Here is a 19,211-nt window from a genome sequence, read left to right as displayed (position 1 = left end):
GAAATTGCGCCGGCAGCGATTGACGAACCTCCTGACACTCATTAGAATGAGAAAAACTTACTGAAACTGTTCTGACATTGCGAGCAAGCAGATCAGTTCGAGGGAGAAGAGAGAAATGGATAGGGTCAAAGCGTTTTTGCAAGAGTATCACCCGATCGTCCACTCACTTGTCGTCGGCACCGTGTTCGTTCGCGCCGCCAGTTCCATGAGCATGCCGTTTTTATTCCTTTATCTTTCCAACCATACTGACATGGACCTGGCGACGATCGGATTGATGATTGGAGCCGGTTCACTGGCCGGTACGGTAGGGGGATTTTTCGGAGGAACGCTGTCCGACATGATCGGCCGCCGACGGGTTATGGTTGGTGCCCTCTACGTCTGGACATTCGTATTTCTCGGCTTTGCCTTCGGTAAAAGCCCGTTGTTTTTCCTGTTCCTTAACATTTTAAGCGGACTTTGCCGCTCGGTTTACGAGCCGGTATCGCAAGCGCTGATGGCAGACGTAACGCCGCCGGAAAAGCGTTACCGCGTCTTTGGGCTTCGCTACACGGCAATCAACGTCGGCGTCGCGGTTGGCCCTGTGATCGGTGCAGCGCTCGCCATGCAGTCTGCGACTCTGCCGTTTGTCATGACCGCAGTCATCTATTTGCTCTACGTGATCAGCCTGCAGGTGATGCTGAATCACTTCGGCATCAAGCAGATCGAGGGGCAGAAAAAAGAGCACGTCAGCTTTAAACGCGCACTGGACGTGGTTGTACACGACTCTGCGTTCCGATACTACATCCTGGCTGGCGTACTGGGGGCGATCGGGTACTCCCAGATGTCCACCACGCTGGCCAAATTCGTAGAGCTGACGGTTCCAGACGGTGTGAAACTGTTCGCCATCCTGATGAGTGTCAACGCCGTCGTGGTGGTGCTGATGCAGATGCCGCTCACAAGATGGGCGGAAAAAAAGACGCCCCTCTACGCAATCGTCGTAGGGAACGTCATGTACGCACTCGGCGATCTTGGCTATGCGTTTGCCAACTCGTGGGCGATGTTCATCGTTGCCATGGTGATTTTTACCTTCGGTGAGATCCTGACCTTTACGTCGTCCGATGTGTTGATTGACCGGTTGGCCCCGGAAGAAATGCGCGGCACCTATTACGGTGCAAAAAGCTTCAGCAGCCTCGGGCAATTCATCGGACCGTGGATGGGCGGAATCCTGTTGGCCAGCTACAGCGGATCGATCCTGTTTGCCACAGTAGCGGCGACCTCGCTGATCAGCAGCGCTTTCCACTGGGCCGGGCAGCGCGCCTACCAGGTGCGTACGGGCAAGTCGATCAACGTGGCGCGGGTCAATTCACTGTAGCGCCTGCATGACCCGCTCCGCGATGCGGGCGTACCCTTCGCTATTGGGGTGAAAATGATCGGTGTAAAGATACGTTTTTTCCTTTTGGAAAAACAGGTCATACGTCGGGACTACGATGACGCCGCGGTATTTGGCGGCAATCTCCGACGCTGTGCTGTTCCACTCCAGCACCGGTTTGATCGTGTCGACAGCCGCTTCCGTATCTCCGAAAGGATTGTACAGAGCCGTGTAGACAATCGTCGCTTTCGGATTCAGCGCCCGGATGCGTTGCAAAATCTGCTCAAAATTGGCCGACAACGTCATGGTTGCCTCGGCCAATTTTTTTTGGTCAATGGTGTAAACGCCGCCGCTTTGGTGAAACAAATCGTTGCCGCCGATGGTGAACAGGATCAGGTTGGCTTCTGCAAGCTGCCTTTTGACCTGAGTCTGTGACAGTTGCTCCAGGAGACCCGGCGACTGCAGCCCGCTGATAGCCAAATTGGTAAGCACGCTCGGTTGACCGGTTTGTTTTTCCAAAGCCTCCCGTACGAGTCCCACATAGCCCTGGCCGTTGGCGTCACCCACGCCTCGCGTCAGGGAGTCCCCCAGTGTCACGACGTTCCATTTGCCGTCGGCGGGCAGAGGGACACCGCGTTCTTCCGCCTTTCGTTCCTCGGGCAACGGCTTACGGGGAGAAAGTTGCTGCGGATCAACGGCAAAGACGAAACCGCCGGCGAACAGAAGAAAGGAAATGAGCGCCAGCAAGCCGGTGGTTCGCCAGAGGAGCAGTCCGGAAAAGCGCATCGCGCACACCTCCAGATTCGTAGAAGGATGGGAATTCATGGTATAATCATTTTTGTTACATCATCTGGTAGTGTACCACGAACATGCTGTCTGACGAAAGGTGAGAGAGGGTTGGCAGAGGTAGTCCTGTCTGTAAACGGATTGAAAAAGGCAATCGGAGGAAAACCGATTATTCACGATATTACATTTGACGTGTTTGCCGGAGAAGTTTTCGGCTTTCTGGGGCCCAACGGCGCGGGCAAAACGACGACCATCCGCATGCTGGTCGGCCTGGCTTCGGCGGACGGCGGAAGCATCCGCATCGGAGGCGTTTCCCTGCAGGACGATTTTCCCCGCGCCATCGCCCGCGTGGGCTGCATCGTAGAGAATCCCGAACTGTACAAGTTCATGACGGGGCGGGAAAATCTGGAGCATTTCGCCAGGATGAGCGGCGGTATTTCCGCGGAACGAATCGAGGAGATCGTCCGGTTTGTGGATTTGTCCCACGCCATCGACGAAAAGGTAAAAACCTACTCACTGGGGATGAGACAGCGTCTCGGCATTGCACAAGCGCTGCTGCACAACCCCAGCCTGTTGATTTTGGACGAACCGACCAACGGACTGGATCCCGCAGGCATTCGCGAGCTGCGCCAGTTCATCCGGCGGCTGGCGGAAGAGGAAGGACTGGCTGTGTTCATCTCCAGCCACCTGTTAAGTGAAATCGAAATGATGTGCGACCGGGTGGCGATCATCAACAAGGGTCGGGTCATTTCCGTGGGACTCGTGCAGGAGCTGATGGAGCAGTTTGCCGATCAGGTGGAGTGGACGCTGCCTGCTTCTCATATCGCTGCCGGGATGGACGTACTCAACCATCAGCCGTATGTAGTGGATGTCTGGCAAACAGCCGAGGATCGGCTGAAGTGCCGAATGGACGTCGAGCGGGTTGGCGATGCGAACCGGGCGTTGGTCCGGGCCAATATCCCGGTACTTGGAATCGCCCGTAAGACGGTGACACTGGAAGACTTGTTCCTTACGTTGACCGAAGGAGGTGACCGGAGTGGGACATAGCATGATTGCCCTGGTACAAAACGAGACCATGAAACTCCTGCGGCGCCGCCGTTTTCTGGTCGTGCTGCTGATTTTGGCGATCCTTATTCCCATTTTTACCTATGCCCAATACAAATCCGTTCTGACGGCACAGGAGCGGCTGGGTACGACCGATTGGCGGGCCCTTTTGCAGCAGCAGATTGTCGATACGCAAAACCGCCTCGCTTCCAGCCGCCTGCCGGATGAGTGGCGGGAGTTTTTAAAGATCCGCGTGCAGCAGCAGCAGTACTACCTGGATCACGACATCAACCCGATGGCACCGGGGGCGCCTACCTTCGCCCGCGGCTTCATGGATCAGGCGGTGTCGCTCTTTTTGCCGATGATCATCGTCGTGCTTGCCGTCGATTTGGTCTCAGCCGAGTTCAGCGAAGGGACGATCAAGCTGCTGTTGACCCGGCCGGTCCGCCGTTGGAAGGTGTTGACCAGCAAGTACCTGACACTGTTGCTGTTCATTTCCTTGACCGTGCTGATGACACTGGTACTCGCTTATCTCATTTCCGGTGTGGTGTTTGGCTACAGTGGCTGGGACATGCCGGTCCTGACCGGATTCATCGTAGAGGGTAGCGAACTGGATACCTCCCAGGTATTCATGGTGCCGCTGTGGCAGTATCTGTTCATGCAGTACGGGCTGGGCTGGTTTGTCTGCGTTGTGGTAGGCACCATCACGTTTATGGTCTCGGTTCTGGTGCGGAGCGCCGCGGCAGGGATGGGGATCATGATGGCGGCCTTGATCAGCGGGACCATTCTCACCCAGATGGCTTCCTCCTGGGAGTCGTCCAAGTACCTGTTCGTCGTCAACCTGCAGCTTACCGACTACCTGGCGGGAACGCTTCCGCCGATTAAGGGAATGACTCTGCCGTTTTCACTTGCGATCCTGTCCGTCTGGGCGCTGGCCGCACTTGTTGTCGCCTACATCGTATTCATTCGGCGAGACGTGACATCGTGAGGGAGATGAGGCTGTAACCATTAATCTTCTCATTCGTATTCCAAACGAGAAAGATATGAGGAGTGGGTGAAAACCAATGGAGATCGCATTAAAATGGGCTTCCGTTGCAGGGGTGAGCATGCTGGAGCTGTGGGCCGCCATTCCGCTTGGCTTCGCTCTCGGCTTGTCTGCCGTGGTCACCTGTGTATTGAGCGCCGTCGGTTCCATCCTCAGTGCCGGGATTGTGATTTACTTGGGCGGTTCTCTGCGTGCCTGGCTGATCAAGCGCATGGTAAAGAAGAGCAGCAAACAAAGCCGCATGAGCCGCATCTGGGACAAGTACGGCGTCATCGGACTGGGCTTCCTTTCACCGCTGCTTACGGGTGCGCCTCTCGGTGCTGCCATCGGTGTGTCACTGGGGGCCAAGCCGGGCAAACTGATGTTCTGGATGACGATCGGAATCGTTGTGTGGAGCATCATACTGACAGCGGCAGTGGCAGTGGGGATACTCAGTTTTGTCCCATGAGGGATTTATATAGAAAAGGTGTGATCGTATAAGTCAAATCGGTCCCATCCAAGACGTGATTTCTTCACAGGAAGAGCTGCGCTCGCTTCTCGGTGAACCGAGCCAGATTGCTTCTCACAAAGTGATCCCATTTTTGGATCAGCATGTGCGCGCGTTTATTGAGAAATCGCCTTTTTTGCTGCTGGCCACCGCTGATGAAGCCGGCCTGTGCGACGCATCGCCGAGGGGGGATGCGCCGGGATTTGTCATGGTGGTTGACGGCGTCAATCCAGAGAAAGTGGCGGAGCAGCTGCAGGAAAGCTATACAAAACGGCTCTATTGATTGTATAGTTAGAATAGAAAGGGAATTTGAAACACAATACTGATCGAGCGTTCGGTCGATTGAGTGGGAGAGGGAGGTAGGATGGAGCAAAAACACAGATTTATCCCAAAGAACCCTGATTTTCACAGCCGTGTTGAAACGAGTTTTGCCCGACAAGCGGCGATGAATCTAATCGGGGCGGAGTTGGTCAAGGTGGAACCGGGGGAAGTAGAAATTGAACTTCCGTTTCGCAGCGATCTTACCCAGCAGCATGGTTTCCTGCATGCCGGGATGGTTACGACCATCGTTGACAATGCTTGCGGCTTTGCGGCATTAAGTTTGATGCCGCCCGACGCCTCGGTCCTTTCGGTTGAATTCAAGGTAAACCTTCTTTCACCAGCGAAGGGAGAGCGATTTTTGGCAAGAGGGAAAGTGCTGAAACCGGGTCAAACCATTACCGTCTGTTCAGGGGAGGTCTTTTCCATAGGAGAAGGCGAGCCGAAGCTTGTGGCCACCATGCTGGCAACCTTGATCATGCTTCAAGGTCGCCCTGGAATGGTACCGGGATAGATACTCGCGGGATGTCAATGAATCATGAGGAGGTCTTACGTATGAGCTTTTCCACTCTTTCTTTTGAAGTGAAGGATCATGTCGCCACCCTCACGCTGAATCGTCCAAAAGCGGCCAACGCGATCAATCTTGATTTGGCTAAAGATTTGATGCATGCCTCTATCGAATGTGATTCGCCTGAAATACGGGCCGTGGTGATAACAGGGGCAGGCGGAGTTTTTAGTGTTGGCGGTGATTTAAAGAGCTTTGCCGAGCAAGGAACCTCGATCGGGAATTACATAAAGGAAGTCACCACCTATCTCAATGCCGCCGTTTCCCGTTTTGCACGGATGGATGCTCCGGTAATCGCTGCCGTTAATGGCGTGGCTGCGGGCGGCGGCATGAGTTTGGCGATTGCCTGCGATTTTGTGATCGCCTCCGATTCGTCACGCTTTACCATGGCCTACACCAAAGCCGGACTGACCCCGGATATATCTGCCAGCTATTATTTGCCCCGTATCGTCGGATGGAAGCGGGCCCTTGAGCTTACCTTGACCAACCGGGTGCTTTCCGCCGTTGAGGCGCACGAGATGGGGATCGTGACAAGGGTTGTGCCTGACAGCGAACTGCTTTCCCAGACAGACGAGTTGGCCTCCCAACTGACGAACGGAGCGAAGACCGCGATAGGTGCTGCCAAACGCCTGCTTCACAGCGGGTGGAATCAAACTCTGGAAACGCAGATGGAGAATGAAAGTCAGACCATTGCGAAAATGGCGCAGACGAGAGAAGGCATCGAGGGGATTACCGCATTTCTCGAGAAGAGAACTCCGAACTTTAAAGGATAGCTGTCATGCGAGCAGTTCCAATACAAAAAACCGGGACGTTCCCCGGTTTTTCTTGTGTTATCCTATTTTTTCCATCCCAAATTCTTTGCGATTTCGATCAATGCGTCAAGACGGATGCCGTTTGCGGTCAGGACGACGTACAGCGATTGGTTTTCTTTCAGCGCATTGAAATGGACGGCGTGCTGAATGAACGATTCGGGCGGCGCTCCCTGTGGATCATAGGAGACCGCAATGGCCTGCTCTTTGTCGATGGTGAAGAGCTGCGTGTCAATAAACGTGCCCGGAATGGACAAGCTTCGTTTACCGTGTGTATTGTGTACGACTTCCACCTTGATCCAATCGGTGCCCCGCTTGTATTCGGATGTTACCCGGGTGACGTGTTTGCTCGTTTCCGATTCATACTGCAAGGAGATGTCAGCGAGCGCAAAGCCGCTCGGCAGGGTGTCGACTGTTGGAACAGGCATGTCAGATGCTTGTACGGCTGTCTCCACGTCGGTAAAAGACGAAAGCGTGATTTCCGGTTTTAGCAGGGTAACGTTCGGCGGACCGACAGTGGGAGATGTTTCGTCTGCAAGCGCAGAATTCGGCTGTTCCGGCAAGGAAGCAATGGCGTTTACCGGTTCGTCGGAGGAGGTTTTTCCGTTGACCGGCGGAACAGGTTGAAGGGCGGCCGGATCGTCCGCTTTCTCCGCTTCAGACAATGCGGCTTTTTCATGAGAAGGCTGCGGTGGTCCCGCTACCGATGCTTTTGATTGGTTATTGCGTGCTGCCATGAGCGTCCGCTGCTGTTCCGGCACTGTCGGCGGTGCCGACGGTGCTGCCGGAGGCACTGCGTCTCTTTGTGGCGTAACCGTCGGAATCGTTTTCGGTGCTGGAGAGGCATCAGGAGTTGTACCTTTTACAGCAGCCGGTACTGTCTGAACGGTTGCACGTTCCGCTCCGGGTTCAGCAGCAGGCGCTGCGGCTGGCGCTTGCGCTTCGGGGGCGGCAGCACTGCCCGCACTTTTGGAATCAACAGACTCCTTCGCCATGTTCATGCTTGCCGATTGTTGGTCTGTACCTGTCATGGTTTGGTAGCCAAGCAGTCCTACCGCAAGAAGGAAGCCGGCTGCACTTGCCCAAGCGAGTCCCGAATAGCGTATGAAGCGGCTTCGCGGAGACGCTTTAAGGTTCTGGACGGTGGCAGTGAGCGGCGGAACGGCGCCTTGTCCTGCCGTCTGGTAAATGGCTTGCATGATGCGTTCTTCCAGTTGCGCGGAAGGTTGGGGAAATTCTTTCAAAAACTGCACCTCCTCGTCGCTTGTCAAGTTCGCTTCGAACCAGGCCATACACTCCTCACAAGTCTCGATGTGGGAAAGAGCGGCATTGTCCGTATCATATGACCATGCGGTTCTAAATTCCTGGCAGTTCATGAACGAGCCCTCCTTCCTTACGGTTTAGCAGTTTTGCAAGTTCCTGGCGGGCGCGAAGGTAGCGGACGCGCGCGGTAGACTCGGCTACGCCGAGCAGGGAGGCGATTTTTTCAAACGGATATTCATGCGTACAGCGCAGCACGATTACTTCCCGATAGGAGTCGGAGAGCATCGCGAACGCTTCCTCGATTTCCCTTCGCTGTTCCTTGCTCATAAGCGATTCCTGCGGTGATTCATCGCGAGCCTGGGAAGCCACATAGGCAAGCTGTTCGTCGGAATCGTGAAACTTGCGGCGGCGGATGAAGTCGATGGTCTTGTTTCTCGCCAGTGTGTGCAGCCATGAGGAAAACTGACTGTCTCCCCGAAAGGTGGACAGCTTTTCGTACGCCTTCACAAACACTTCCTGAGTCAAGTCTTCCGCGTCGGTGTGATTGTTCACCATTTTGTAGATGAAAACGAAGATCATATGCTGGTACCGCTGAATCAGGTCGCGGTAGCATTCAACCTCGCCCTGGAGAATCCGCTGGATGATTTCGGCGTCGGATTGCATCGAATCTCCGGCCTCCCTTCCCTTTATGAGACGTACCGTTTTGAAAAACGTTTCATAGGAGCGTCTCCATCTCTATGACTTCATATTGGTATCCTTGCTCCACCAGAAACAGCTGGCGGTGCAGGGCAAATTCCTGCTCACGCGTATCCCGGGTAACCAGGGTGTAAAAATGCGCTTCATTGTCACCTTGCTTGGGACGCAAAATCCGTCCCAGACGCTGGGCCTCTTCCTGGCGGGAACCAAACGTTCCGGAAATCTGAATGGCGACGTTGGCATCCGGCAGGTCGACGGCAAAATTGGCCACTTTGGAGACGACCAACCGCTTCACATCGCCCCGTTTAAAGCGATCGTAGAGCAATTCCCGCTCCCGCTCCGGCACTTTGCCGGTAATCAGCGGCGCCTGCAGGGCATCCGCCACTTGTTCCAACTGATCAAGGTATTGCCCGATGATCAGGATCTGATCGTGCTCGTGCCGTTTTAACAGCTGCCGGATCACTTCCAATTTGCGCGGGTTTTCCGCTGCGATCCGGTATTTTTGACGGGGACTGGCATGCGCGTACGCTTCGCGCAGCTTCGGTTCGATCGGCAGGCGGATTTCCTGGCAGTGCGCCCCGGCGATCCAGCCTGTTTCCTCCAGTGCTTTCCACGGCATCTCGAACTTTTTCGGGCCCACGAGAGAAAAGACGTCCTCTTCCCGGCCGTCTTCCCGGACCAGCGTCGCCGTAAGACCGAGCCGGCGTTTTGCCTGAATGCCCGCCGTCATGCGAAACACCGGTGCCGGCAAAAGGTGAACCTCATCATAAATGATGAGTCCCCAATCGCGTTCGGTCAATAACGATAAGTGTGGAAAATCTTCAACGGTCTTGTGTCGGTACGTCAGGATCTGATAGGTAGCCACGGTAATGGGCTTCACTTCTTTTCGTTCTCCGGTGTACTCGCCCACCAAGGAGGGATCAATGCTGGTTTTGTCGACCAGTTCCTGCACCCACTGCCGGACCGACGTTGTGTTGGTGGTGAGGATCAGCGTGGCAGTCTGAACTTCACAGATCGTTCCCAGACCGATCACGGTCTTCCCCGCACCGCAGGGAAGGACGAGCACGCCGCTGCCGCCCGTGACAGAACCGCCCGCGTAAAAGGAGTCAACCGCGTCGCGCTGGTAAGGACGCAGGGAGAACGGGGTGCCTTGCGCAGTCATCTCCCGCAAGGTGACGGGACAGGCTTCCCCTGTGGTGTAACCGGCGAGATCCTGAACGGGGTAACCGAGCCGAATCAGCTCCTGTTTGATCAAGCCGCGGCTGTACGGCTTCAGCTTGTAGGTCACAGGGTTTGGCTGTTCCTCCATGTACGGCTGCAGCTGTCTGTAGCTCATCAGATCGGACAGCAGCTGCGCGTCGTCACTGACGAGCAAAAGATCGTCATCGGCACGCTCCAAACGGATCAGTCCGTACCGTTTCATGTAGTCTTCTATTTCTTTTACGATGGAGGGAGGAACCCCGTATTTACTATACATACTCAGGGTTTCAATTGCCTTCTCGGCGGTGAGGCCGCTTGCCGCCGCATTCCACAAGGAAAGGGGCGTAATGCGGTAGGTATGTATGTACTCCGGACTTTTTACCAGTTCGGCAAACCCCGACAAGGCATTGCGCGCCTCCGCAAACAACGGGTTTTGAACCTCAAGCAGCACGGTACGGTCGCTCTGAACAATAACAGGCAGTTGCGGACGGTACGACACACAGCTCACCTCTGAGTGAATTTTCTAGGAACATCGTAACACAATTCCCAAATGAAAGGAAAACAGCCGGGTAACAATTTCAGTTGGAGAAACATAGAAATCATAGGCGAAGTATTTTTCGCCAGCTGTATTTACAACATTCAGAAAAGTAAATAAAATAAAACTACAAGCGATTCGATGAATCCGCTTACACCCTAGGAAAAGGAGCGAACAATGCCGAATCCATCCTGAAGGCAAGGAGAGTGATCCGACGCCCAGCAGCAGGAAGGCAAGCGTAACCGAAGTACCAGGTGGGAAAGGAAGGCATACAAGTGAATAGAAGTTTGGTGCAACAGTAGCCCTGGACGGTCTTCGATGGAAGAGCGGACCAGGGCTTTCATTCTATATGGCCCCCGCCCGGCAAAGCGTGAAGCGATTGCCAAGCGGTTTTTTTTATTCATCGGTGGGTTACACTAACGGGGAGAATGGTGGAAGGAGAAGCGGACGGCATGATAACGATCTTCCATTTGTTCATGGTATTATTCCTCGTCTTCCTCAATGGCTTCTTCGTAGCCACGGAATTCGCAGTGGTGAAAGTGCGTGAATCCCGCATTACCCAGCTGGTCGCCGAGGGGAACAAGCGTGCGCGAAACGTCGGACAAGTGCTGAACAACCTGGATGCCTACCTCTCTGCCTGCCAGCTCGGTATCACGCTGGCTTCATTGGGTTTGGGCTGGTTGGGGGAACCGGCCATCGCTCATCTGCTGCACCCCGTGTTTGCCTACTTCGGTTTGGGGGAGGCAGCAGTTGAAACCATATCATTCATTATTGCGTTTTCCATCATTACGTTTCTACATATCGTGCTGGGTGAACTGGCGCCCAAATCACTGGCCATTCAGCGCTCCGAGTGGGTCTCGATGCAGGTTGCCCGTCCCATCCAGCTCTTTTACAAAGTGATGTACCCTTTCATCACCTTCTTGAACTGGTCGGCGGCCAAGTTTCTCGGGTTGTTCGGCATCAGCATGGAACCGGGACAGGATGCCCACACGGAAGAGGAAATTCGCATCCTGGTAAACGAAAGTCACAAAAGCGGCTTGATTGATCAAACGGAGCTGATGCTGGTTGACAATATCTTTGATTTCTCCGAAACGATGGCACGCGAAATCATGGTCCCGCGCACAGACATGGTGGTAGTAAACATCCGCGATTCCTACGAGGAAAACGTCAAGCTGGTGCAGAACGGGCGGTTTACCCGCTATCCGGTAGTGGACGGCGACAAAGACCACGTGGTTGGCAGCTTGCACATCAAGGATCTTCTGACCAGCGTGCTGCAAGGCGAGGCGGACAGTCTGGAACGGGTGATGCGCCCGATCCTGACCGTCCCCGAAACGATCTCGATCAGCCGTCTGTTAACCATGCTGCAGAAGCAGCGCGGCCAAATGGCGATCCTGATTGACGAGTACGGCGGCACCGCAGGGCTGGTCACCTTGGAAGATATCATGGAAGAGATCGTCGGGGACATCCAGGACGAGTTTGATGACGAACGACCGGAAATTGAACAAAAGGACGGCTTGTACTCGTTTGACGGCAGGATGCTCTTGGAGGAGGTAAACGATTACCTCGATCTGTCTTTGGATGCCAGTGAAGTGGACACCCTGGCAGGCTGGATTTACATGCAGATTGACCATCCGCCAAAAGTGGGCGACGTCGTGCGGGAGGGCGGATATGAATTTATCGTCGGGGAAGTGGATCACTATCGGATTACCAGGGTCTACATCAAAAAGGTAAACCCGCAGCCCACCGGACAGTAGCTGACAGGGTTTATCCCGGGAATACGGCATGCAGGATCACGTCGGCCGCTACAACCTGATTTTACCATATATGAAAAAACTATATCACTTCCTAAAAATATGCTATAATCGAAACCAGTTTCGTATAGCGATAGCCTAGAGGAGGAAGTTGAGATGAGAAGAGCAGCAAGTCTATTTCTGTCTGCATGTCTGTCAATGACCCTGGCAGCGTGTGGAAACGACGCGGTTCAAAAGGCGGATGCGCCCGCGAGCCAGCAAACGATCAAGCTGGGATTGACCCAGTTTGTGGAACACCCGGCACTCGATTCGGTGCGTCAGGGAATTGTGGACGGACTGAAAGCGTCCGGTTATGAAGAGGGAAAAAACCTGGAGATTGATTTTCAGAATGCCCACGGGGAAATGAACAATACCGTTTCCATCGCGCAAAAGTTTGCCGGTGACGGAAAAGACATGGTGGTGGCGATTGCGACGCCGTCCGCTCAGGCGGTCGCCAAAGCCATCACGGACAAGCCGGTGGTATTCAGTACGGTGACGGATCCGGTCTCGGCCCAGCTGGTAAGCTCGCTGGACAAGCCGGACAAAAACGTGACCGGCACCTCGGACAAGGTATCGATGGAGCAGCAGCTCGATCTGATCCGGACATTCCTGCCGAATCTGAAAAAACTGGGCGTTGTCTACACCACTTCCGAGGTCAATTCGCAGGTACAGGTGAAAGATCTGGAGGAATCCGGCAAGAAGAATGGCATTGAAGTGGTAAAAGCCGGCATTTCCAGCCTGTCGGAGGTTCAGCTGGCAACCCAGTCCCTGGTCGGCAAGGTCGAGGCGATTCTCATTCCGATCGACAATACGGTCGTCTCTTCGTTTGAAGCGGTGCTCGGAGTAGCGGAGCAGTCGAAAATTCCCGTATTCGCGTCCGATGTCGACACGGTAAAACGGGGAGCGGTTGCGACCTATGGCATCGACTACTATAAAATGGGGAAACAGACGGGCGAACTGGCTGCCCGCATTCTCAAGGGACAGCCTGTAAGCGAGACACCGGTGGAAGTTTCCAAAGAGACGGATTTGTATATCAACGAAACGGCGGCCGCTGTATTCGGGCTCTCTTTGACGGATGAAATCAAGAAGCGTGCCAAAGAAATCGTGAAATAAGCAACGTGAAAAAGAGAGCACAAGCTGCTCTCTTTTTATTCTTTTAAAAATGATTTAGTTATGTTAAAATTAATAAAATTTTTCTTCTAGGGGGCAGTTTCTTGATGCGTAAACAAAAATGGAATGCATTACAGTCATTTTTTTGTGCTTTCGCACTTTTGTCCGTTACCGCGTGTGGGCAGCAAAGTTCAACAGCGCCTGACAACCAAAACACACCAGCTGCCAGCAGCAAGCAAGTAAAAGTGGGGATCGTGCAGATCGTGGAGCACCCTGCTCTGGATGCGGCGCGGGAAGGATTTATTGCCCAGATGGCCAAAAATGGGTACGAAAAAGACAAGCAGGTGGTATACGACGTCCAATCTGCGCAGGGCGAAATGAACACGGCCATTCAAATCGCGCAAAAGTTTCAGGGCGACAAGGTTGACCTGATTCTGGCGATTGCTACGCCGACCGCTCAAGCGGCTGCCCAGACGACGAAGGAGATTCCGATCGTGTTTACCGCTGTCACCGATCCGGTAGCGGCCGGTTTGGTGAAATCCATGGAGAAACCGGAAGGCAACGTAACCGGAACGACTGACATGAACCCTGTGGAAGAGCAGCTGGCGCTGGTAAAAGAATTGAAACCGGAGGCAAAAACTGTGGGTATCATTTACAACTCCGGTGAAGTAAACTCCAAGGTACAGGTGGATGCGGCAAAAGCGGTCGCCGACAAGCTGGGCCTGACCATTCAGGAAGCAGCCATCACCAGCCCGACAGAAGTGAAGCAAGCCGCCGAATCGATGGTCGGGAAAGTAGACGCCTTCTATGTTCCGACCGATAACATGGTGGTTTCCTCCATCTCTGCGGTGTTGGCTGTCGCAGAAGCGCAAAAAATCCCGGTTGTCGCCGGCGAAGAGAACTCCGTGAAGAGCGGTGCCATTGCAACATATGGCATTGATTACGGCAAGCTGGGCGAACAGACCGCCGACATGGCCGTAAAGATTCTCAAGGGGGAAGCGAAGCCGGCTGACATGGCTGTGGAAAAGCAGGCCGAAATGAAGCTCGTTATCAATAAGAAGGCGGCGGAAAAAATGGGCGTAACCATTCCGCAAGCCATGCTGGACCGCGCCGCTGAAGTGGTCGAGCAATAGGAAAGCAGGGAGGAATTTATGGGGATTGCATTGCACGGGGCGATTGAACAAGGCTTGTTGTTTGCCGTCATGGCCCTGGGTGTTTACTTGACATTTCGCATTTTGAACTTTCCCGATTTGACCGTGGACGGCAGCTTTGCACTGGGGGGAGCCCTGGCTGCCAAGCTGATCATCGACGGAACAAATCCGCTCCTCGCCACTGTTCTGGCCCTGTTGGCCGGAGCGGCGGCAGGGGCATTTACCGGCGTGCTTACTACGAAAGGAAAAATCAACGGACTGCTCGCCGGCATTCTTACCATGATTGGTCTGTATTCCATAAACCTGCGAATTATGGAGCGGGCCAACCTTCCGCTGCTGCGGGAAGAAACGCTGTATACCTTCGTCCAGGATCTTGGCGTACCCAACCTGGTCGTGGGAGGCATCACACTCATCACCGGAGTGGCGCTGGTCTTTCTCGTTCTGGTCGCGCTGGTGAAAGTTTGGATTGACTGGTTCCTGCACACCGATCTGGGACTGGACATCCGGGCAACCGGCGATAACGCGAAGATGATCCGCAGCTTCGGCGCCAACACGGACACCACGACGATCATTGGTCTGGCTCTGTCCAACGCGCTGGTAGCCGGCTCCGGAGCATTGATCGCGCAGTATCAAGGATTTGCCGACGTCGGCATGGGGATCGGGATGATCGTCATCGGGCTCGCTTCCGTGATTGTGGGCGAGGTGCTGTTCGGCAGTTCCTCCATCTTCCGGGCGACCATAGCGGTTATCCTGGGTTCCATCGTGTATCGGCTCGTGATCGCCCTGGCCCTGCAAGCGGGTCTCAATCCGTCGGATATGAAGCTGATTACCGCCCTGATCGTCATTATTGCGCTGACTGTCCCTGCGGTGGCCAAAGGCGTCTGGAAGAATCAGCCGAAAAAAGGGCCGAGGGAGGCGAACGCAGATGCTTAAGATTTCCCAGGTGCGAAAAGTATTTAACGAAGGTACCGTGAACGAGAAGATTGCCCTAAAGCAGATCGACCTGCACGTCGCTCCCGGGGATTTCATCACCGTCATCGGCAGCAACGGCGCGGGCAAGTCCACCCTGATGAACATCATTTCCGGCGGTTTGATCCCAGACCAGGGGAGCGTTGTCATCGACGGGAAAGACGTAACCAAGCTGGGTGAACACAAACGGGCCGCCTTCATCGGTCGCGTCTTTCAGGACCCGATGGCGGGTACCGCACCGAACATGACCATCGAAGAAAACCTGGCGATCGCCTATTCACGCGGACAGCGCCGCACGCTTTCCTTCGGGGTGAATGACAAGAAGCGGGAATTGTTTCGGGAACAGTTGAAGCTGTTGGACCAGGGGCTGGAAAACCGGCTGAAGACGAAAGTGGGGTTCCTCTCGGGAGGACAGCGGCAAGCGCTCAGCTTGCTGATGGCTACTTTCACCAAGCCAAAAATTTTGCTGCTTGACGAACATACAGCTGCGCTTGACCCCAAACGGGCACAGCTGATCGTCGATCTGACCCGAAAAATCGTGGAACAGCATCAACTGACAACCATCATGGTCACTCATAACATGGAGCAGGCGCTCACGATGGGGAACCGTCTCCTGATGCTGCACGAGGGAAGCATCATTCTCGACATTCCGCAGGAGAAAAAGATGCAGATGACGCCGCAGGATCTGCTGCGGGCATTTGAGCAGGCCCGCGGCGGAGAGTCGTTCAATGAGGACCGCTACATTTTGGCGTAAGAGAATCAACAGCCTTCCCGTACTGCTGTCGGGGAGGCTGTTGATGTTCGTGCAGCCACTAAGAAAGTGTTCGGGGCCCTGCCCGGCGCAGAAAGGGACCCCACTCGGCTCAGCGATAGCTAACGCCGAGCGGGTTGAGGATAGCAGCTGCCAGGTGGGTTATTTTCCGGCGAGAAAGCGGTGCTGGGCGTAGGCTCCGGCGAGAAGGAGAAGTCCCGTCAGCACGAACAGCACTTCACCGCCGAAGTTCAGAAGAACCAGGCTGCCGAGGGATGGGCCAAGTGTTCGGGATATGTCCCAATGCATCCCAAAAAGGGAGAAGTACCTCCCCCGCATGGCAGCCGGTGCCTGCAGCGAGACCAGGGTTAACAGCTGGGTTAGACCGATGCTCTCTCCAAGAACAAAGATGAGCTGCAGGGCCAAGAGCAGCAAAACGCTGTCAAAGAAGGCATAGCCCATGGAAACGGCAGCGAAACAGAGATAGCCGAACACCACAAGACGGTCGGCGGGCAGATGCTGTGTCCGTCTGACCAGCCAGAACTCCAGCAAGATGGCGAGGACACCTTTCGTTGCGGCGATCCAGGCCAATAACGGCACATAATCGGAGAACGAGCTTTTCAGATGCAGCTGCAAGTTGGATTCCGTCTGGGAGTAAAACAGACTGATCGGCAAAGCCAACACCATTAGTGTCAATATGCCTCGACAAGGGGCAAACCGGAACGGGAAGGGCCGTTCTTCGGGCTCGTTCCAAAGCTCCGTTTCACCATTCGTTTGAGACGGCGCAGTCTCCGGCACTGTTTTCCAAATGGCACATCCGTACAGCCCCAGGGAGAGGGCAGCGCAGGCAAAGGCCAGGGACGGATCGTACCGGTAGAGAAAGACGCCGAACAGCGGTCCGACAGCAGCACCGATATAGCCGGCTGTACTCAACAACGCAAATGCTTCCGCTCGCTGATTTTCACCAATGGAATCGGCCAGCTGGGCGCGGCCGGCGGGAGTGAACAGAGCTCCCCCCGCTCCGTTCATGACGTACATACAGGCAAAGGCGGCGAGGCTGCCGGCGAACGCCATGCCCAGCATCGCAGCGGCTTGCAGTGCCAAAGCGACCAGCATGACAGGCTTTCTTCCAAAGCGATCGGTTACGCCTCCGGCAATGAGGGTCATGACGATTTCGGTTAGCGGCTGAAGTCCGATGACCAGCATGATCAAAATGACATGGCCACCCAGTTTTTCATGCAGATAGAGCACCAGAAACGGGGTGATCATGCTGCCGGTTAAACAGGTCAACAACTCCCCGAGCAGGCGAATCCAGAGAATGGAGGGGTATTGCGTGATCCATGAGGCAACAGGTGTGCGGAACATAACAGCATCCTCTCTTCCAATGGACGATTTTGCCCCATTTTACGCTGGCGAAAGGGAGCAAAAAAGGGTACGATTTAGCTTACCAATTTTTCATGTTTTCGGAGGCTTCCCATGCTACTGCTCGACCAATATGTACGACTATACCGCCTCTGCCCCGGCGCATCCGTCGCTCTGGAGATGGAGCTCTCCCTGGAGGAGATAGCATCGATTCTCTGCTGCACGCTGCGCAACGCCACGATCACCGTGAAAAAAATGCAGACACATCGCTGGCTTCACTGGCAACCGGGGCGCGGCAGGGGAAAACGATCCTCGCTCACGTTTTTTTACCGCCCGGAGGACCTGGTTTTCGCTGTCGCCAAGGAACGGGTACAAATGGGAGAAATTCAGGCGTCGAGAACCATTGTTGAGCGGTATAGAGAAGAGCTGCCGCAGCTGGCTGATCGCTATCAACGCTGGATGAACAGCCAGTTTGGCTTGCATCAGAGCGGACAGGGACAGCGGAGAGTGGACACCCTGCGGTTGTGTTACAGCAGTCCATTTCCCGTACTTGATCCCGTGTATAAACTGCTTTATTCCGAGGCCCATCTGGTAGGACATGTGTTTGACTGCCTTGTTTGCTACGACCCGAACCAAGGGAAAATAGTGCCTCGGCTCGCCTTCTATTGGGAAAGTGATGGGATCGGACAAGAGTGGACCTTTTACCTGCGAAAGGGCGTGCTGTTTCACCACGGTCGAACGCTCACAGCCGCCGACGTCTGCTTTAGCCTCCTGCGTTTGCGAGAGGCTGAACCGCGCTCGCCTCATCGCTGGATGGCGAAAGGGATAAAGGAGGTAATGGCCGTAGACGACAGCACCGTTCGGGTACGCCTGCGCGAACCAAACCGACTTTTCCTCCATTACCTGAGCAAGGTGTGCATGGCAATCGTTCCGCAAGATTACACGGAGCAGATGGGGGATGAATTCCGGCGTTATCCGGTTGGAAGCGGACCGTTCCGCGTCGTTCGCAACGATGACTCGATGCTGGTCCTGGAGGCGTTTGAAGCGTATTTCGGTGAACGGGCTTTTTTGGATCGGGTTGAAATTTGGGTTGTTCCGGAACTCCCTATCGCGGACGGGGAACAGGCGCTGGGAATCGCTTACGCCTCTGCAGATGCACAGGAAAGTCAGCTGTTTCCCTCTTCCTGGATGTCGACCGTTCAGACGGAACAGAGTTTTCAGTACCTGAGCTTCAACATGGCGAAGTCTGGTCCCCTGGAGTCGGTTTCGTTTAGACGGCTGCTTGCCTCCATTCTCGATCCGCATGCCATGATCCGGGAATTGGGCGGCTCACGTGAAGCGGCGGACGTCCTTCCAATCGCCGCTTCGGACGGGGCTTTCGTCCACAGATTGCAAAAAGAGAGCAGCTACGACGGGGAAACGCTTCATCTATATACCTATCCGGATCCGGATCACGCCGAGGACGCCAACTGGATCCAAAAACGCTGCGCCCGTTTTGACATCCCGGTTGAAGTCTGCTTCCGATCTCCTCGGGAACTTGCTGACCCGGCAAAACAACGGGAGGCCGACCTCATACTGGACAGCGCCTCGGTGGACGAACGGGAGGAGTTATCCCTTGTTGAGTTCCTGTACGGTGATACGGGCAGCCTGCGACATCATCTGTCTTCCGATTTCATGCGCAAGTTGGATGCCTTGGTCAGTGAAATGCTGCAGAGCAATTCCGCGCAGGAACGCGCCGACACGATTGCCGGGATCAAAAAACTACTTTGGCAGGAGCGTGCGTTTCTTCCGCTGTATCGCAACCGGATCGAGGTGTTGTCGCATCCCGGTCTGCACGGAATCCACCTGGACGCCCACGGATGGGTTGACTTTCGCCGCGTGTTCGTAAAATCGCCCACAAGGTAACATAAGATTGTCAAAAATTCATGTGAAACCGCTTTCTTTTTTCGTCGTATAATGGATTAGAGGAGAATGTTAGGGAT

The 19,211-nt window shown here is 54.7% G+C and carries 18 protein-coding genes; 13 read left to right on the top strand and 5 right to left on the bottom strand.

The genetic code is table 11. From position 1 onward, the window contains the following. The first annotated feature begins 115 nt into the window (after positions 1–115). Positions 116–1,351, top strand: coding sequence for an MDR family MFS transporter (locus tag ACE99V_RS14290; protein WP_400491834.1), 1,236 nt, complete (start codon positions 116–118; stop codon positions 1,349–1,351). Here the strand turns inward: ACE99V_RS14290 and ACE99V_RS14285 are convergent. After that, entirely contained in the window at positions 1,343–2,134 is a 792-nt protein-coding gene (locus ACE99V_RS14285) for a GDSL-type esterase/lipase family protein (RefSeq protein ID WP_400491832.1), read from the bottom strand. The genes ACE99V_RS14290 and ACE99V_RS14285 overlap by 9 nt on opposite strands. A 111-nt stretch (positions 2,135–2,245) precedes the next feature. Between ACE99V_RS14285 and ACE99V_RS14280 the strand changes: the two genes are divergently transcribed. The 6 genes from ACE99V_RS14280 to ACE99V_RS14255 all read left to right on the top strand — a co-directional run bounded on the left by ACE99V_RS14280 (position 2,246) and on the right by ACE99V_RS14255 (position 6,366). Further along, on the top strand, positions 2,246–3,181 hold the full coding sequence (locus ACE99V_RS14280) for an ABC transporter ATP-binding protein (RefSeq protein ID WP_400491830.1): 936 nt from the start codon (positions 2,246–2,248) through the stop codon (positions 3,179–3,181). Between the two features lies 1 nt (position 3,182). Then, positions 3,183–4,166, top strand: coding sequence for an ABC transporter permease (locus ACE99V_RS14275; RefSeq protein WP_400491854.1), 984 nt, complete (start codon positions 3,183–3,185; stop codon positions 4,164–4,166). 76 nt (positions 4,167–4,242) lie between these two features. After that, on the top strand, positions 4,243–4,671 hold the full coding sequence (locus ACE99V_RS14270; protein ID WP_400491828.1) for a small multi-drug export protein: 429 nt from the start codon (positions 4,243–4,245) through the stop codon (positions 4,669–4,671). 133 nt (positions 4,672–4,804) lie between these two features. Continuing rightward, entirely contained in the window at positions 4,805–4,993 is a 189-nt protein-coding gene (locus ACE99V_RS14265) for a PNPOx family protein (RefSeq protein ID WP_400491826.1), read from the top strand. Between the two features lie 81 nt (positions 4,994–5,074). Next, complete coding sequence (locus ACE99V_RS14260) at positions 5,075–5,542, top strand: PaaI family thioesterase (RefSeq protein WP_400491824.1); 468 nt, start codon at positions 5,075–5,077, stop codon at positions 5,540–5,542. Between the two features lie 41 nt (positions 5,543–5,583). After that, positions 5,584–6,366 carry an enoyl-CoA hydratase/isomerase family protein gene (locus ACE99V_RS14255; protein ID WP_400491822.1) on the top strand — a complete coding sequence of 261 codons (783 nt, stop codon included), beginning with the start codon at positions 5,584–5,586 and terminating at the stop codon, positions 6,364–6,366. 62 nt (positions 6,367–6,428) lie between these two features. Here the strand turns inward: ACE99V_RS14255 and ACE99V_RS14250 are convergent, their stop codons facing one another. From ACE99V_RS14250 to ACE99V_RS14240, 3 genes are read right to left on the bottom strand one after another with little or no spacing between them, the layout of a single operon-like run. Next, positions 6,429–7,778, bottom strand: a complete 1,350-nt coding sequence (locus ACE99V_RS14250) for a hypothetical protein (protein ID WP_400491820.1) — start codon at positions 7,776–7,778, stop codon at positions 6,429–6,431. Beyond that, positions 7,759–8,328: an RNA polymerase sigma factor gene (locus ACE99V_RS14245; protein ID WP_400491818.1), complete on the bottom strand. Its 570-nt coding sequence runs from the start codon at positions 8,326–8,328 to the stop codon at positions 7,759–7,761. The genes ACE99V_RS14250 and ACE99V_RS14245 overlap by 20 nt, the downstream gene beginning before the upstream one ends. A gap of 52 nt (positions 8,329–8,380) precedes the next feature. Continuing rightward, positions 8,381–10,060 (bottom strand): DNA repair helicase XPB, encoded by a 1,680-nt coding sequence (locus ACE99V_RS14240; RefSeq protein ID WP_400491816.1) that lies wholly within the window; start codon positions 10,058–10,060, stop codon positions 8,381–8,383. A 488-nt stretch (positions 10,061–10,548) separates the two neighbouring features. On the opposite strand from ACE99V_RS14240, the gene ACE99V_RS14235 reads away from it, so the two are divergent. The 5 genes from ACE99V_RS14235 (at position 10,549) to ACE99V_RS14215 (ending at position 15,870) form a co-directional block, all read left to right on the top strand. Continuing rightward, positions 10,549–11,850: a hemolysin family protein gene (locus ACE99V_RS14235; RefSeq protein WP_400491814.1), complete on the top strand. Its 1,302-nt coding sequence runs from the start codon at positions 10,549–10,551 to the stop codon at positions 11,848–11,850. 153 nt (positions 11,851–12,003) lie between these two features. Next, positions 12,004–12,999 carry an ABC transporter substrate-binding protein gene (locus ACE99V_RS14230; RefSeq protein ID WP_400491812.1) on the top strand — a complete coding sequence of 332 codons (996 nt, stop codon included), beginning with the start codon at positions 12,004–12,006 and terminating at the stop codon, positions 12,997–12,999. Positions 13,000–13,103: 104 nt separating this feature from the next. Next, the gene (locus ACE99V_RS14225; protein ID WP_400491810.1) at positions 13,104–14,129 is read left to right on the top strand and encodes an ABC transporter substrate-binding protein; all 1,026 of its coding nucleotides are present in this window, start codon (positions 13,104–13,106) and stop codon (positions 14,127–14,129) included. 18 nt (positions 14,130–14,147) lie between these two features. Further along, complete coding sequence (locus ACE99V_RS14220) at positions 14,148–15,080, top strand: ABC transporter permease (RefSeq protein ID WP_400491808.1); 933 nt, start codon at positions 14,148–14,150, stop codon at positions 15,078–15,080. Further along, complete coding sequence (locus ACE99V_RS14215; RefSeq protein ID WP_400491806.1) at positions 15,073–15,870, top strand: ABC transporter ATP-binding protein; 798 nt, start codon at positions 15,073–15,075, stop codon at positions 15,868–15,870. The genes ACE99V_RS14220 and ACE99V_RS14215 overlap by 8 nt, the downstream gene beginning before the upstream one ends. Positions 15,871–16,029: 159 nt before the next feature. Here the strand turns inward: ACE99V_RS14215 and ACE99V_RS14210 are convergent, their stop codons facing one another. Beyond that, entirely contained in the window at positions 16,030–17,232 is a 1,203-nt protein-coding gene (locus ACE99V_RS14210) for an MDR family MFS transporter (protein WP_400491804.1), read from the bottom strand. A 111-nt stretch (positions 17,233–17,343) separates the two neighbouring features. Between ACE99V_RS14210 and ACE99V_RS14205 the strand changes: the two genes are divergently transcribed. Then, positions 17,344–19,134, top strand: a complete 1,791-nt coding sequence (locus tag ACE99V_RS14205; protein WP_400491802.1) for an SgrR family transcriptional regulator — start codon at positions 17,344–17,346, stop codon at positions 19,132–19,134. The last annotated feature ends 77 nt before the right edge of the window (positions 19,135–19,211 follow it).

Origin of the sequence: Brevibacillus soli (genome assembly GCF_044759095.2) — a bacterium.
Taxonomy (GTDB): Bacteria; Bacillota; Bacilli; order Brevibacillales; family Brevibacillaceae; genus JBIYSM02.
Note: the sequence above shows the minus strand (reverse complement) of the source record. Positions and strands in the feature narration are given on the sequence as shown.